The 14,449-nt window shown below is 54.2% G+C and carries 10 protein-coding genes and 2 pseudogenes; 4 read left to right on the top strand and 8 right to left on the bottom strand.

Annotated features, from left to right (window positions below; genetic code table 11):
• Positions 1 to 84: 84 nt before the first annotated feature.
• A pseudogene (locus JCM12308_RS06740) lies at positions 85 to 1,550 on the top strand (helicase HerA domain-containing protein).
• A gap of 7 nt (positions 1,551 to 1,557) precedes the next feature.
• Here the strand turns inward: JCM12308_RS06740 and JCM12308_RS06745 are convergent.
• From JCM12308_RS06745 to JCM12308_RS28245, 3 genes are all read right to left on the bottom strand, one after another.
• Positions 1,558 to 2,421, bottom strand: a complete 864-nt coding sequence (locus JCM12308_RS06745) for a hypothetical protein (protein ID WP_208978318.1) — start codon at positions 2,419 to 2,421, stop codon at positions 1,558 to 1,560.
• A 241-nt stretch (positions 2,422 to 2,662) separates the two neighbouring features.
• Positions 2,663 to 3,553 (bottom strand): DMT family transporter, encoded by an 891-nt coding sequence (locus tag JCM12308_RS06750; RefSeq protein ID WP_054783231.1) that lies wholly within the window; start codon positions 3,551 to 3,553, stop codon positions 2,663 to 2,665.
• 157 nt (positions 3,554 to 3,710) lie between these two features.
• Positions 3,711 to 3,860, bottom strand: a complete 150-nt coding sequence (locus JCM12308_RS28245; protein ID WP_164845276.1) for a hypothetical protein — start codon at positions 3,858 to 3,860, stop codon at positions 3,711 to 3,713.
• A 74-nt stretch (positions 3,861 to 3,934) separates the two neighbouring features.
• Here JCM12308_RS28245 and JCM12308_RS06755 point away from each other — a divergent pair.
• A pseudogene (locus tag JCM12308_RS06755) lies at positions 3,935 to 6,116 on the top strand (malate synthase G).
• Between the two features lie 114 nt (positions 6,117 to 6,230).
• Here JCM12308_RS06755 and JCM12308_RS06760 read toward each other — a convergent pair.
• The 4 genes from JCM12308_RS06760 to JCM12308_RS06775 form a co-directional block, all read right to left on the bottom strand.
• Entirely contained in the window at positions 6,231 to 6,839 is a 609-nt protein-coding gene (locus JCM12308_RS06760) for a DUF1906 domain-containing protein (protein WP_208978319.1), read from the bottom strand.
• A gap of 132 nt (positions 6,840 to 6,971) precedes the next feature.
• Entirely contained in the window at positions 6,972 to 7,640 is a 669-nt protein-coding gene (locus JCM12308_RS06765) for a DUF1906 domain-containing protein (RefSeq protein WP_054783232.1), read from the bottom strand.
• Between the two features lie 123 nt (positions 7,641 to 7,763).
• Entirely contained in the window at positions 7,764 to 9,224 is a 1,461-nt protein-coding gene (locus tag JCM12308_RS06770) for an ATP-binding protein (protein ID WP_054783233.1), read from the bottom strand.
• Positions 9,221 to 9,949, bottom strand: a complete 729-nt coding sequence (locus JCM12308_RS06775) for a response regulator (RefSeq protein WP_054783234.1) — start codon at positions 9,947 to 9,949, stop codon at positions 9,221 to 9,223. Before JCM12308_RS06775 ends, JCM12308_RS06770 begins: the two co-directional genes overlap by 4 nt.
• Positions 9,950 to 10,223: 274 nt before the next feature.
• Here JCM12308_RS06775 and JCM12308_RS06780 point away from each other — a divergent pair, with 274 nt between their 5' ends.
• Positions 10,224 to 11,222 (top strand): EF-hand domain-containing protein, encoded by a 999-nt coding sequence (locus JCM12308_RS06780; RefSeq protein WP_054783235.1) that lies wholly within the window; start codon positions 10,224 to 10,226, stop codon positions 11,220 to 11,222.
• 76 nt (positions 11,223 to 11,298) lie between these two features.
• On the opposite strand, the gene JCM12308_RS06785 is transcribed toward JCM12308_RS06780, so the two are convergent.
• The gene (locus tag JCM12308_RS06785; RefSeq protein ID WP_054783236.1) at positions 11,299 to 12,885 is read right to left on the bottom strand and encodes a SulP family inorganic anion transporter; all 1,587 of its coding nucleotides are present in this window, start codon (positions 12,883 to 12,885) and stop codon (positions 11,299 to 11,301) included.
• A gap of 370 nt (positions 12,886 to 13,255) precedes the next feature.
• Here JCM12308_RS06785 and JCM12308_RS06795 point away from each other — a divergent pair, with 370 nt between their 5' ends.
• Complete coding sequence (locus JCM12308_RS06795) at positions 13,256 to 14,092, top strand: nucleotidyltransferase domain-containing protein (RefSeq protein WP_083416546.1); 837 nt, start codon at positions 13,256 to 13,258, stop codon at positions 14,090 to 14,092.
• Positions 14,093 to 14,449 lie beyond the last annotated feature (357 nt).

Consider the following 14,449-nt stretch of genomic DNA (forward strand, 5'->3'; position numbering starts at 1 on the left):
GATTTTGGTGCGCCTCCCAGCACTCCGATATTGCCGGAACCACGGTTAATCACTGCCTTGAAACGGCACAACAAGAGATTTTGAATGACGGTCAGCATCGAAATGGGTGTCACCCCCCATGGTACCTCCAGTGTTGTCGATCTTGAAGAATTGCTTGCCACGCGACTGCTCGTCCAGGGGAACTCCGGCTCGGGTAAATCGCACTTGCTGCGTCGCCTTATGGAACAGAGCGCGCCTTGGGTTCAGCAGGTTGTGATCGACCGGAAGGGGACTTCGTATCGCTGGCTGATGAGTTCGGGCATGTGGTGATTGAAGCGACCATGAATGATCGCGAACTCACCATGATCGCCGCCCGCGTGCGCCAGCACCGCATCTCTGTAGTGCTCAATCTGGAACATCTGGAGCCGGACAAACAGCTCAAAGCTGCCGCCGCTTTCATGAACGGCCTGTTCGATTCCGATCGCCAGTACTGGTATCCTGTTCTCGTCGTGGTGGACGAAGCGCAGCTCTTCGCACCTGCCGCCTCGGGTGACTTTGGTGAAGAAGCGCGCCGCCTGTCTTTGATGGCCATGACCAACCTCATGTGTCGTGGCCGTAAGCGTGGTCTGGCTGGCATCATCGCAACCCAGCGTCTGGCGAAGCTCGCCAAGAACGTGGCAGCAGAAGCTTCCAACTTCCTGATGGGGCGTACCTTCCTCGATATCGACATGGCCCGTGCATCGGACCTGTTGGGTATGGACCGCCGTCAGGCAGAACAGTTCCGAAATCTGGAACGTGGTCAGTTCATTTCCCTCGGCCCTGCCATGACCCGCCGCCCGCAGAAAGTGGTGATTGGCGAAGTTGTCACCGGCAGCCGCGGTGGGTCTCCCAAGCTGATGCCAATGCCGAACCAGCCCGTTGAAACCGCGGCTGAACTGATCTTCACCGCGTCTGACAATGATCCGGTGCTGCACAACAACCGCGTGGCTGCGCCTTCCGCAAAGGATGTGATGCTGCAGCTCTCCCAAACCGCTGCCAGCAATATGCAGGCGCAGCACAGGGAAGTGGTTGAAGCCGAGCCGGAAGATCTCTTCAATCTGGAAGAAAAGAACCAGCAGTATCAGGAAATCATCGCCAAGATCCTCGAAGATCCGGAAGCGGCCTTCGCGCCGGTTTCCCAGCTCTATCAGGATTTCCAGGTCCGCTGTCGTATTGAACGCCTGAAGTCTCAGGACCTCGCCAAGTTCCGCAAGCTTCTCTCTGTTGCCCGCGCTGGCGTGGACAAGAAGGAAGTGGAAGAGGGCGACTGGCAGCAGGCAGAGGTCATCGCCGGACAGCTTCCTGAAGAAATGCGCGGCGTGTATCTGCTGCTGGCAAAAGCCGCGTTTGCAGACGAGCCATGCCCGGAAGATCTAGAGATCGCAAAAGCCTACGGCACCCGCTCACCGGGCCGCGCTCGCTGGCTGCTCACCCATATGGAAGAGCAAGGCTTCATCATCTGCGCAAGTGATCTGCGTGGAAACCGTATCGTGACACTGCCAGACATCGGCAAGCAAACCGCAACCAAGTAAGCTTTGTTCAGCGGCCATCCGGCAAGGAATGGCCGCCCACCGGGCCTTCGACCTCATCAAAGAAGGTGGTCTCCGTGCTGCGCGAGCACGTGGAGCACAAATGCGGTTTGGAGGGCAGAACATACTTCAGGCAGCAGGCTTTGCGGCGCGGTGCATACTCAATTCGTCCCTCATGCTCGCGTTGTCGCCAGACAATCCCTCCATTGATCTTCTTCCCAAGGCTCGCGAGATAAGCTCGCATGATGCTGGCCACCTCAGTGGGCTTGGCACCATGGCGCCGCAGCACCAGAAACGGTGACGTGATCGAGATGGCAACGGTGGAGTAAAATACCGATGGCGCCACCTTCCGCCGTCCCAGCTCGCGGTGGAAGACCTGAATGATCTCCTCAAGGCAGATGGAAAGCGCAAACAACTCCGCCGGCCCCTGATCCGGGTTCAGCTCAAAATCTTCTTCTGAAAGGCGCGGATCAAAGAACACCTCAACCCACGGCCCTTTGCCATGCAGCACAAACCGCAGCTCATCAATGCGTGGAGCTCGCCCTGTCAGCAGGTAGGTCACTGAAATCCGGTTGAGTAGTATCTGACACATGGTCTTCAATGCAAGACTGGCGGCAATCTTGGTGGTTGGTGCACCGCGATCTTCCTTGATGAAGTCAATCATGTGCTTGGCAACCAGAGCAAAGTTGCTGTCAAAGCCGGAAAACTCACGCAGTTCCGCCGCCACCACATGCTCAGTAGGCGCAGTGATTGCCCGCGCAGAAACCAGCTCGCCCCCATCAGGATGGGCCGCACCAATCAGCCCAGCAAAGCGTGCAGGAATGCCCGCATGTTCTGAGGCGGGAATATCTGTAGGTGGAAGACCGGTAGACACAGCCAACGCAAACCTCTGGATGTACAATTGCGCTTTTGAGACACCGTAATGATCGGATTTAGGCAAAGAGCGCGATGGAACTTATAGTTACGAGGCGTGCATGTCTGGCTGACAGGTGGCTGAACACGACACAACAACACTTTTGCGTTACTTAGCACAAAAACAAAGTCTACTAAAACAGTAGACTTTGCAGTCTGTGAGTAATGCACCTGTTATGTCGTAACGATCCTCTTATGGAAGATCAGGCTTTGGCTTTTGTGAACCGCTTCTCCCAGGCGAACTTCTCCGCAATCCAGATGCCACCCAGCACCAGCGCCAGAGCTGCACCGTGGTAGAATGCAAACACTTCGCCCAGCAGAATAATTGCCATCACAGAGGCAAACACAGGCACTAGATTGACGAACACGCCAGCCCGGTTCGGTCCGATGAGCTCTACTCCGCGCATATAGAAAATCTGTGCGAGGAAGGATGGGCAGAAGGAGATGTAAAGAATAACCAGCCAGCCCTGGAATGTTGGCCATGCCAGCGTCTCCTGACTGTACTCAATCGCCAGCATCGGTACGGAAACCAAAGCCGCAACAAAGGCCATCACCGCAAAAAAGGCGAGCGCAGGCACCTTGGGCCTGTTGCGCAGCGCAAGTGTATAGCCAGCGTAAAACACAGCAGCCACTAGCATCAGTGCGTCACCCGGATTGATGTGCAGGTTCAACAGAACCTCAAGGCTGCCCTGACTGGCCACAACAAAAACACCCAGCAAGGTCAGCAAAATGCCGATGAACTGGATCAGCGTCACTTTGGATCCGAATAGGAAGTAAGCCCCCACCACAACGATCATCGGAATGGAGCCCTGCAAAATGCCCATGTTCACTGCGGTGGTGTTGTGAGCTGCCAGATAGAATAGGCCGTTAAAGCCGGAAAAGCCGAAGGCAGCCATAAGGGCAATGCTGATCAGGTGAGGGCGGATCTGCACCCATGAAGCCACAAGATCACGCCATGCAATCATGCTCATCAGCCCGGCCACAATCGCCCATCTCAAAAACACGATCACCATGGGTGACACGTGTCCCACAGCAAGCTGACCCGCCACTGCGTTGCCGCTCCACATGAGCGTGGTCAACACCAGAAGCAGCATCGGTCTGCTGTACAGGGAACTAAGGATAGGCATGTAAACTCACTGTCAAAAGGCGGGTGGGAGTACCCGCAGGAAAGGTGCAAACAGACTTCACCTTGCCCCAAATAAATGCAAGGCTATTTTCCGCAAGGGCTGTAGAGGTTTCATCAAGTATGTACTAGCCTTCCATCGCCGCTTGCAAAGCCTGCCGAAATACCGCCAAAATCAAAGCCTTACTAAAGAGTACTCGACCAACCCAATCAATCACCTGTGTTTTGAGCAGCGCGGTAACGAATTGATGCATTGAAACTTGAGATTGAATTTGCAAGGGTCTGGTCTGGAAAACTCAGCGGCAGGAAGTGACGGCATATCCTGCTAAAAATGACAAAACGAGGGGGACCCATGTCGCAAAGAGTAAGCGTTGCATCACTTCAGGTTTCACCGGAACTCTACAATTTCGTAGAGAAGGAGGCTCTTCCGGGCACCGGAGTGGCATCCGACCAGTTCTGGGAAGGCTTCGCGCAGATCATCAAGGATCTGACACCACGTAACCGCGAACTGCTCCAGATCCGTGAAGACACCCAGACAAAGATTGATGATTGGCACAAAGCCAATCCAGGCACGATTGATCTGGAAACCTACAAATCCTTCCTCAAAGAACTTGGCTACCTGCTGCCGGAAGGTGAAAGCTTCGACGTTGATACAGCCAACGTTGACCCAGAAATCGCAGAGATCGCTGGTCCTCAGCTCGTTGTGCCTGTCATGAACGCGCGCTACGCCCTCAATGCTGCCAATGCGCGCTGGGGTTCCCTATATGATGCGCTCTACGGCACCGACGCCATGGGCTCCACCCCTCAGGCAGGCGGATATGACGAAGCGCGCGGCGCAGAAGTCATTGCCTACGCCCGCAAGAAGCTGGATGAGGCTCTGCCACTGGATGAAGGCAGCTGGGCTGATGTCACCGAGTTCGCCATTATGGGTGGCTCACTGGCACTGACGCTGGAAAACGGCGACATGGCAGGCCTGCAGGACTCTCGGGTTTGTTGGCTATGCTGGTGACAAGGACGAGCCAAAGTCCATCCTGCTGCAGAAAAACGGCCTGCACTTTGATGTACTGTTTGACCGCTCCAGCCCGATCGGTGCTGCTGACAAAGCGGGCATCAGCGATATCATTCTGGAATCCGCCATCTCCACCATCATGGACTGCGAAGACTCTGTTGCAGCGGTTGACGGTGAAGATAAAGCGCTGGCCTACCGCAACTGGCTGGGCCTGATGAATGGCGACCTGAAAGAAGAAGTTAGCAAAGGCGGCAAAACCTTCACCCGTGCCTTGAATGGCGACCGCCACTACACCGATGCACAGGGCGATGCGCTGGCGCTGAAGGGCCGCTCCCTCATGCTGGTGCGGAACGTCGGTCATCTTATGACCAACCCAGCGATCCTTGATGAGGATGGCAACGAGGTCTTTGAAGGCATCATGGACGCTATGATGACGTCCCTCTGCGCGATCCACGATATCGGTCTGCGTGAAAGCGCAACTGCGCGCAACATGAACTCCGTCACCGGCTCTGTTTACATCGTGAAGCCAAAGATGCACGGCCCGGAAGAAGTTGCTTTCGCAGATGAACTGTTTGGCCGCGTGGAACATGTTTTGGAACTGCCACGCAACACCTTGAAAATGGGCATCATGGATGAGGAGCGCCGCACCACGGTCAACCTCAAGGAGTGCATCCGCGCTGCCAAGTCCCGTGTATGCTTCATCAACACCGGCTTCCTTGATCGCACCGGTGATGAGATCCACACTTCCATGGAAGCTGGCCCAATGATCCGCAAGGCGGACATGAAACAGGCCACATGGATCGGTGCCTATGAGAACCACAATGTAGACACCGGCCTTGCCTGTGGTCTGCGCGAGCATGCGCAAATCGGCAAAGGCATGTGGGCCATGCCGGACCTGATGCACATCATGCTGGAGCAGAAGATCGGCCATCCAAAAGCCGGTGCGAACACCGCATGGGTGCCATCTCCAACCGCGGCAACACTGCATGCCATGCACTACCATCAGGTCTGTGTGCCAGCCGTTCAGGAAGAGCTGTCGACCCGCGAACCTGCAAAGCTGGACGATATCCTGTCCATTCCGGTTGCCACCAATCCAAACTGGACACCGGAAGACATTCAGGCGGAAGTCGAGAACAACGCACAAGGCATCCTTGGATACGTTGTGCGCTGGGTAGAGCACGGTGTCGGCTGCTCCAAAGTGCCGGACATCCATAATGTGGCTTTGATGGAAGACCGTGCAACCTGCCGTATCTCCTCGCAGCACATCGCCAACTGGCTACACCACAACGTCTGCTCTGAAGAGCAGGTGCTAGAAATCATGAAGCGCATGGCGGCTGTGGTGGATGAGCAGAATGCAGGTGATCCGGCCTACCACAACATGGCACCTGATTTCGACAACTCTGTCGCCTTCCAAGCTGCGTGTGATCTGGTCTTCAAAGGCCGCATCCAGCCAAGCGGTTATACCGAACCAGTGCTGCACAAACGCCGTCTTGAAGCCAAGGCAAAGTTTGGCGCATCAGCCTGATAAAACACCACCTGCGCAGTTCTGTGAGGCTGCGCAGGCTTCTTCCCTATATTGGCAGAGATTAGCTATCAGCCTTAGGCGTGAGGTTTGTGAAGCCGCCAAAGTCTCCATTGCTCAGATTGATCGTGTCACTGTCAAATTCAGTGCCAGAGATTTTGACACTATTACCCTGCAGGATGTTCCACTTCCTGCTCTTGCGAAACGCCTCATAATCCGAAAGCCTTTGGACTGGCTGAGCCACGTCAGCTCAACAAGACCATCTCTCAGCGCATGTTCGCTGACCAATCCGTTTCCATAAACGCCTATTCGGTAGGGATCACCTGCCTCCTTAAAGACGGATTGGATCGCCTGAAAATAGGGTTTGATGTAGTGGACATAGTCGTAATAAGAGGCATCGTAATCGACGGCAAAGTAGATGCCGGAGCCTTTCGGCTGCCTGATCACCTCCTGCGCAAGATGCAGCGCCTGATGTGCCTGCTGTGAGCCCGTCGCTCCGGTGAAGGATGAGGGCTTGTCGTTGCTGTCCTCGTATATGGTGATGATAGAAAGGCCCGCAGCAATCAGCTGCTGGGCCTCAGTTGGTTTCAGTTGCTTCCATTTGGAAAATGAGTAGTAACGCCCAACGGCCTTATACCCTTTCTTGGCGATTGCACTCGCCAGCACTTCCACGGTTGCAGCTGTATCAACGGCAGGTTCGGTCTTGATGCCTTTTTCGTCAGTCATGGCTTCTCTGCTTCTTATTGTTATGCAGAGTGTTGACGAACGTGAGAGAAAGGCCGTGAGAGCCCATCAGTTCCAATGGTTAGCGAAGTGATACGCTGCGCATGGAAGGATGGGCAGAGGATTGGTTACGCCTCATTTGGAGCAGGAGGGAGTTGTAAAACTTCCAAAGCCACCATAGCAGCCTTGGTTCAGATTAAGCGTGTCCTGATCGTACTGAGTGCCGGCAATTGTCACATATGGACCTTGCAGGATGTTCCAGTCTCCAGACTCTTTGTATTCCTGATAGCCATAGTAACCGGTTGATTGAGAAAGCCATGTCAGCTTCGCAAGGCCATCATCTTTGGCAGAGGAGCAAACGATCCCATTGCCATAAACACCGACATGATACGGGTAACCAAAAGAGGCAAACACCGCGTTGATCGCTCTCAGATAAGGCCTGATGTAATGGGTGTAGTCATAACTTGAGGCATCATAATCGACGGCAAAATAGATGCCGGTTTGCCGGGGCTGACGGATGACAGCATCTGCCTGATAAAGCGCCCGTAGCGCTTGCTGGGTTCCAATGTCAGCTGAGAAGTAAGTAGGAGCATCATTGCTGTCTTCATAGACCACAAAAATGTTCATACCTGCGGCGAAGAGCTCCGAGGCTTCTGTTTTGGTCAGTTGTTTCCAGCTGTACTTGGAGTAATAACGCCCAACGGCTTTGTATCCGTCTTGTGCCAGTGTTGCGGCGGAAGTACCGGCATTTGAGGCTGTATCAAGTGCTGGCATTAAGAGTTTAGGGGACATTTGATCTGTCATGTGCTCTGCTTCTTGTTGTTATGCAGAGCAGTGACGAAGCAGCCAGCAGACATGTGAGACAAAGCATTCTGCTAGAGTAACAGAAGCTTTAATCTCACTTACAATGTATTGGGGGGCAGAGCCTTAAAGCGGCAGTCTCACGATGGCGACGAGACCTTTCTCTTCGCCGTTTTCAAGGCGAATGGTACCGCCCTGAGCGTGGATAATGCTACGGGTGATCGCAAGGCCAAGACCGATACCGCCGGTTTCCTCATTGCGGGATTCTTCAAGGCGCACGAATGGCTCAAACACATCTTCCAGTCGGTTTTGCGGAATGCCCGGCCCCTTGTCAGAGATCCGGATCTCAGCATGAGCTTCATCAACGCGGAAGCTCACCTCTGCTTCCTCACCATACCGGATCGCATTGCCGATCAGGTTCTGGAATGCACGCTTCAGAGCAACCGGACGACACTTCAGAACCACACGGCTTTGCGCTTCTACATTCACGCGGTTGCCCATGTCTTCCTGATCATTGGCGATGCTTTCCAGCAAACCACCCAGATCAACAGAGCGCAGTTCTTCCTGCTTGGAATCCTCGCGGGTAAAGGCGAGCGTTTCTTCCACCATCGCCTGCATTTCATCCAGCGTGGCGATCATGCGCTCGCGGTCTTCATCATCCTCAATGAACTCAGCACGGATCCGCAAAGAGGTGATCGGTGTACGCAAGTCATGACTGATCGCCGCCAGCATACGAGTGCGGTCAGAGATGAAGCGCGTCAGTCGCTCCTGCATCTGGTTGAAGGACCGGGTCACAGCCCGCACCTCTGCAGGGCCAGCCTCTTTCAGCGGTTTGGCATCTGCCCCACGCCCCAAATCATTGGCCGCGGTTTCCAGCGTCCTGAGCGGTTTTGTCAGGCGATAGACAGAGACCCAGACGATCAGAATGGTCAGCGCTGCCATGATAAAGATTGGCAGCATGATCGGCACAATGGAGGCCTTTGGCAGACGGAAGTTGCTCTCGATATTCAGCCATTTGCCGTTCATCAGCTCAATAGCGGCAAACAGCTGCACGCCCTTGAGCGAGAACCAGCGATACTTCTTGAAGAAGTCATCCCGCCGGTCATGCATCGCCTGCATACTGCCATGCGGTGATCGCTCCCGTCCTTCCGGTGGAGGAGGGCGCCCGTTATCACGAAACTTATCCTTGAAGTCCGGCGGCGCACGGTCGTTGTAGACCACCGCAACGCGGGTCTGCCTGTCATGATCCAGCCGGCGTTTCAGGTAGTTGGCAAGCAACTCTTCCATACGCTCATCACCGCCGGTGTCCGCCACAACAGGCGTATCACCAATGCTGAAGCGGGTCCGTGTGTTGGAAACGGTACGCAAAATCTGCTTCTGCAAACGGGGAGGGGTCGCCTCCAGCAACTTGACCACATTGGCCGTCCGCCACAGGGCATTGTCACGGGCCAGATTGGCCAGCGCAAACTGACGCTCCCGGCCAAGCAGCACAAAGCTGACAACCTGCGAAAAGATCAGCGCAGCCAGCAACAGCAGGATCAGCTGAGGCGCAAGGCGACGAGGGATAAGGTATTTCAAAAACTTCATGCGGTGACTTCTTTGACTTCACCCGTAAAGGTGTAACCGCCCCCCCAGACAGTTTTGATCAATTCCGGACTTTTAGGATCAATCTCGATCTTGCGACGCAAGCGAGAAACCTGATTGTCGATGGACCGGTCAAACACGCCCAGAGAACGGCCTGAGGTCAGGTCCAGCAGTTGCTCGCGGGAAAGAACCACCCGCGGCCGCTTCAAAAACGCCAGCAACAACTGGAATTCACCGGAAGACAGGGGCACAGCAACCTGTTCCGGGTCGATGAGCTCACGGCGTGCTGTGTCCAGCATCCAGCCGTTGAACGCCAGCTTTTCAGTCTCAATCGGATCACGTTCCCGCGGCACACTGCTTGCACGGCGCAAAACAGCGCGGATACGGGCCAGCAGCTCACGCGGGTTGAAAGGCTTGGTCACATAATCATCAGCCCCAATCTCAAGGCCCACAACGCGGTCGGTGTCCTCAGCCATGGCGGTTAGCAGAATAACCGGGGCCTGATTGGTCTCCACCAGATGGCGGCACAGGGAAAGCCCGTCTTCACCTGGCATCATGATGTCCAGCACCACCAGATCAATGGAGGAGTTCTTCAGAACCTTACGGGCGGCAGCGGCGCTTTCAGCCACAGTGGTACGCATATTATTCTTCGTCAGATAGCGGGCAAGACTCTCCCGGATATCACGATGATCGTCGACGATAAGAATATGTGCTGTACTGTGAGACATGCGTCCTCGCTTTGTGCCCCGCCTCTCATGCGCGGTGAGAAACAATAGACTATGGGATGCCTAACTTATGCCGCAATCCCAAAGCCAGCGAAAGTGGCTCGGCACTCAAAAATGTATCAAACTGTCACAACCCGATACTCTGGTAAATCCTGTGACAAAACAACGTGTTTTCTGGTGTAGTTTTGCGACAGATGCCTCCTACGTTGTGTTCATCGAAGCACACTCACACAAACCTTCCCCTCGTTTTAGGCTTTGATGATTAGGAGAACACGACATGATGAATTTTAAAACTATTTTGGCTGGTTCTGTAGCTGCAATCATTGCTGGTACCGCTCTGTCTCCTGCCATGGCTGCTCCGGGTTTCGGCGGTGGCTTAGGCAAGAATATGTCTTCCCAGTTCTTTACAAATTTTGATGCAAACAAAGACGGCTCTGTCACAGCTGCAGAAATTGAAACCAAGCGCAAAGCAGACTTTGCAAAAGCAGACACTGCTGGCGACGGCGTGATCACTCTGGAAGAATGGAAAGTCTTCGCAGCAGATCGCGCAGCTGAGCGGAGCATAGACCGCTCCGTCCGCATCTTCCAGCGCTTTGACGTCAATGGCGATGGTCAGGTCACCCGCGAAGAGTTCCTCGCGCAGGCTGAACGCATGACCGCGCGCATGGACAAGATGAAAAAGCGCATGGGCGACCGTATGGCCAAGATGCAGGACGGCAAAGGCGGTAAAGGCGGCTGGGGCGATGGCCCTCGTGACGGCAAACCAGGCAAAGATGGCTGGCAGAAAGGCCCACGTGATGGCAAGCAGGGCGACGGCATGCAAGGCAAAGGCGGTTGGGGTGATGGCCCACGCGAGCAGGGCATGATGGGCTTCGGCAAGCACGGCGGCAAAGGCATGCGCGGCGAAATGATGCGCGCAATGTTCGCCAAGGTGGATCTGGACAAGAACGGCAAGATCTCATCTGAAGAACTGGGCAAACTGGCTGACAAGCTCTTCGCAAATGGTCCGGTTGATCTGGCTGGCTTCAGAACAATTGCCGCCGAGTTCAAAGAACCAATGTACGTCCGCTCCTTCCAGCGTCTGGATGCTGATGGTGATCTGAAAGTCACTCAGGAAGAGTTCTTCGCACCAACAGCAAACATGATGAAACGCATGGACCGCAACAACGACGGCGTCATCACATCAGCTGACTTCAAAAAGATGAAGAAGGATTGGCGCAAAGGTCAGAAGGACCGCAAAGGTGGCTACGGTCACGGTCATGGTCAGCGCGGTTAAGTCCACCCGCAGTTGACCAATAAAAAAGGCGGAGCCAACAGCTCCGCCTTTTCTGTTTCAATATGTATCAGGCAAATCAACTGGTTGCTGGTTTGGTTTCTTGCATCTCAGAATCATAGTCTACTGCAACACCGTAATGCGGATCTTCCAGAACAGCGACTTCAACCATGCTGCCAGCTTTGTGCAGTAGATCCTTACAGTCTGGAGACAAGTGACGCAGATGCAGCGTCTTGCCAGCCTGCTCATAACGGGTCGCCAGCGCATCAATCGCTGCCAGACCAGAATGGTCCACCACGCGGGAGTTGATGAAGTCGACAATCACGTCATCCGGATCAGACTGAGGATCAAAGATCTCCTGGAAGCCAGCCGCAGAACCGAAGAACAGCGGACCTTCCAGCTTGTAGATCTTCCAGCCATCGGAGTTGGTAGTGGTCTGCGCATCAATACGCTTGGAGGCATTCCACGCATACGCCAGCGCAGAAACAATCACACCAACCACAACAGCCACAGCAAGGTCAGAGTACACGGTCACGCCGGTCACCAGCGCAATTACGATAGCGTCGGTCCGTGGGATCTTGTGCAGGATCTTGAAGGTGTTCCACGCAAAGGTACCGATCACCACCATAAACATCACACCGACCAGCGCAGCCAGTGGGATCTGCTCAATCAGTGGAGCAGCAAACAGAATGAAACTCAGCAAGAACAGCGCAGCAGCAATACCTGCAAGACGGGTACGGCCACCGGACTTCACGTTGATCATGGACTGACCGATCATCGCACAGCCACCCATGCCGCCGAAGAAGCCGGTTACAACGTTTGCAGCACCCTGTGCCACACACTCTTTGGAAGCACCACCACGTGTGCCGGTCATGTCAGCAACAAGGTTCAGCGTCAGAAGGCTCTCAATCAGACCAATCGCTGCCAGAATAACGGAGTAGGGCAAGATGATCATGAACGTTTCCATGGTCAGCGGAACCATTGGAATATGAAACTCAGGCAGGCCACCGGCGATAGGAGCCAGATCACCCACGGTCTGAACGTTCAGACCAAGGCCAATCACGATGGCAGAAACCACCAGAATACCAGCCAGAGGTGCAGGAATGACGTTGGTGATCTTTGGCAGGAACCAGATCACTGCCATGGTCAGAACCACAAGACCAAGCATCAGCGCCATATCCATGCCAGCCAGCCAGCTGGTTGCGCCGGTTGCCGCATCAACAGTCTGGAACTGACCCATCTGGGCAAGGAAAATCACGATCGCCAGACCGTTCACAAAGCCCAGCATCACCGGATGCGGCACCATGCGAATAAACTTACCCCAGCGCATAATGCCAAAGAAAACCTGCAGAATGCCCATCAGCACAACAGCGGCAAACAGGTACTCAACACCGTGCTGCACAACAAGAGAAACCATCACAACAGCAAGTGCGCCGGTCGCACCGGAAATCATGCCCGGACGGCCACCAAACACAGCGGTGATGATGCCAACAATAAACGCTGCATAGAGACCAACAAGCGGCTCAACCTTTGCAACAAATGCGAATGCAACCGCTTCCGGTACCAGAGCAAGAGCAACGGTAAGACCAGAAAGCAGTTCTACTTTGACAGTATTGGCTGAAAAGCCGGGCTTTGCGGGCGCGAGCGCCTCCGTGGACGAATGCAAGGAGCACCTCCAATGGGGTTATCGGTACTTTTTTGAATACGGGGCGAATCCTAGGCACGCACTGTGAAGTCCGTGTGAAACCAAGTGTTTTCGGTCAAGGACAAGAGCTTACAAGCTAGGACACCGCTAAAATTTGAGCGGCTTTTGTCTCCCTTTTGACGCGCTTATAAGCGAAACCCGCCAAAAACACCAGTCCCCCCACACATAATAGCTATGCGCGAGGTAGCTGGGCAGACATTTGGTTAACTTCCAAAGTGTCGCGTTAAGATACAAATAGAGCTTCTGTCTGGGAAGCAGGCCCTCAGGGAAATGTGTCTCTTCCGTTCCGCTGAAAGTGTGATATGTCTCTGCTATTGCAAGGAAATTTAAGATGACTACTTTAACGCCATTCAAGCCAAGCATTTCAGAGAGCATGCGCGCCAGAATTACGGAGCAGCTCCATCTCATAGAGTCAAAGCACGACGTTACCATCTTATTCGCGATCGAAAGTGGTAGCCGCGCATGGGGCTTCCCATCGCCAGATAGTGATTACGACGTTCGTTTTGTCTACATGCATAAACTGGATTGGTACCTTTCATTGGAGACCGGCAGGGATGTAATCGAGTTGCCGATCGATGATGAACTGGACATCAGTGGTTGGGAAGTCCGTAAAGCTTTAAACCTGATGCTGAGGTCCAATCCTGTTTTGTTGGAATGGTTACACAGCCCAATCAAGTATATTTGGCGTGAGCAACTGGCAGATCCTCTGCGAGGACTTGCGGAAGATGCAGCAAGTCAGACACCTTGCATCCATCATTATCTAAACCTCGGCGTTCGTTATTGGGAAAAAGCAAATGCGACCGAACAACGGATGAACTTAAAGCGCTTTTTCTATTCTCTGCGCCCGGCTCTCGCACTTCTCTGGTTTAAGCAGAACCCAGACCGGACACCTCCGATGAACGTGCAAGAGCTCGCTGCTGGACTCTCTGTCTCCTCAGAGGTCTTAGCGGAAATGGAAGATCTTATCAGAGCCAAGACACAGCTTAAGGAAAAGCAGCATTTGGAAGCCTTGCCTAACATCGCGCAGCTGAAGGCTCTAATGCTGAATACATTCGATTGGGCGCAAAGCACTGACAAACCACGCCATGTTCCAATGACAACTGCTCGTGCGGAAGAATTCTTCCGTGAGATCATAAAGCAGTCAGATCGTGTTCGTGTAGAGATTTGATTATCGCAAAGCTCTACCGCCGTCATCCCGGGCGAAGCGCAGCGCAGACCCGGGACCCATAACCCCGGTATCAGTGATTGGCTGAGGCCTTAGTCAAGTAGCGAGGCTAGGGGGGTATGGATCCCGGCTCGGAGGCCGGGATGACACCAGTGGGTGAGGCGGGTTACTTCAAAAAACTTATCCCCCTCGCTTGAAACCATGCCCATACTAAACCCATGCCTACGTAACGGGCTGCTGGCGGAGCGACCGTCAGTTTGTCGTAGGCTGGGCGGGGCTATCGGGAGAGGTAACGCAGCTTTCGGTGGTCCGGTGAACCGAACTTCAAACGTGGCCGCATGGTTTGAGGGGAAGGGCCCA

It is taken from the genome of Pseudovibrio denitrificans JCM 12308, assembly GCF_001310815.1.
GTDB lineage: Bacteria > Pseudomonadota > Alphaproteobacteria > Rhizobiales > Stappiaceae > Pseudovibrio > Pseudovibrio denitrificans.

Bases quoted from the DNA above. Each gene is read 5' to 3' on its own strand.
- JCM12308_RS06750 (WP_054783231.1), bottom strand. From the start codon at position 3,553: ATGCTGCTTCTGGTGTTGACCACGCTCATGTGGAGCGGCAACGCAGTG.
- JCM12308_RS06760 (WP_208978319.1), bottom strand. From the start codon at position 6,839: ATGACTGACGAAAAAGGCATCAAGACCGAACCTGCCGTTGATACAGCT.
- JCM12308_RS06765 (WP_054783232.1), bottom strand. From the start codon at position 7,640: ATGACAGATCAAATGTCCCCTAAACTCTTAATGCCAGCACTTGATACA.
- JCM12308_RS06770 (WP_054783233.1), bottom strand. From the start codon at position 9,224: ATGAAGTTTTTGAAATACCTTATCCCTCGTCGCCTTGCGCCTCAGCTG.
- JCM12308_RS06775 (WP_054783234.1), bottom strand. From the start codon at position 9,949: ATGTCTCACAGTACAGCACATATTCTTATCGTCGACGATCATCGTGAT.
- JCM12308_RS06780 (WP_054783235.1), top strand. From the start codon at position 10,224: ATGATGAATTTTAAAACTATTTTGGCTGGTTCTGTAGCTGCAATCATT.
- JCM12308_RS06795 (WP_083416546.1), top strand. From the start codon at position 13,256: ATGACTACTTTAACGCCATTCAAGCCAAGCATTTCAGAGAGCATGCGC.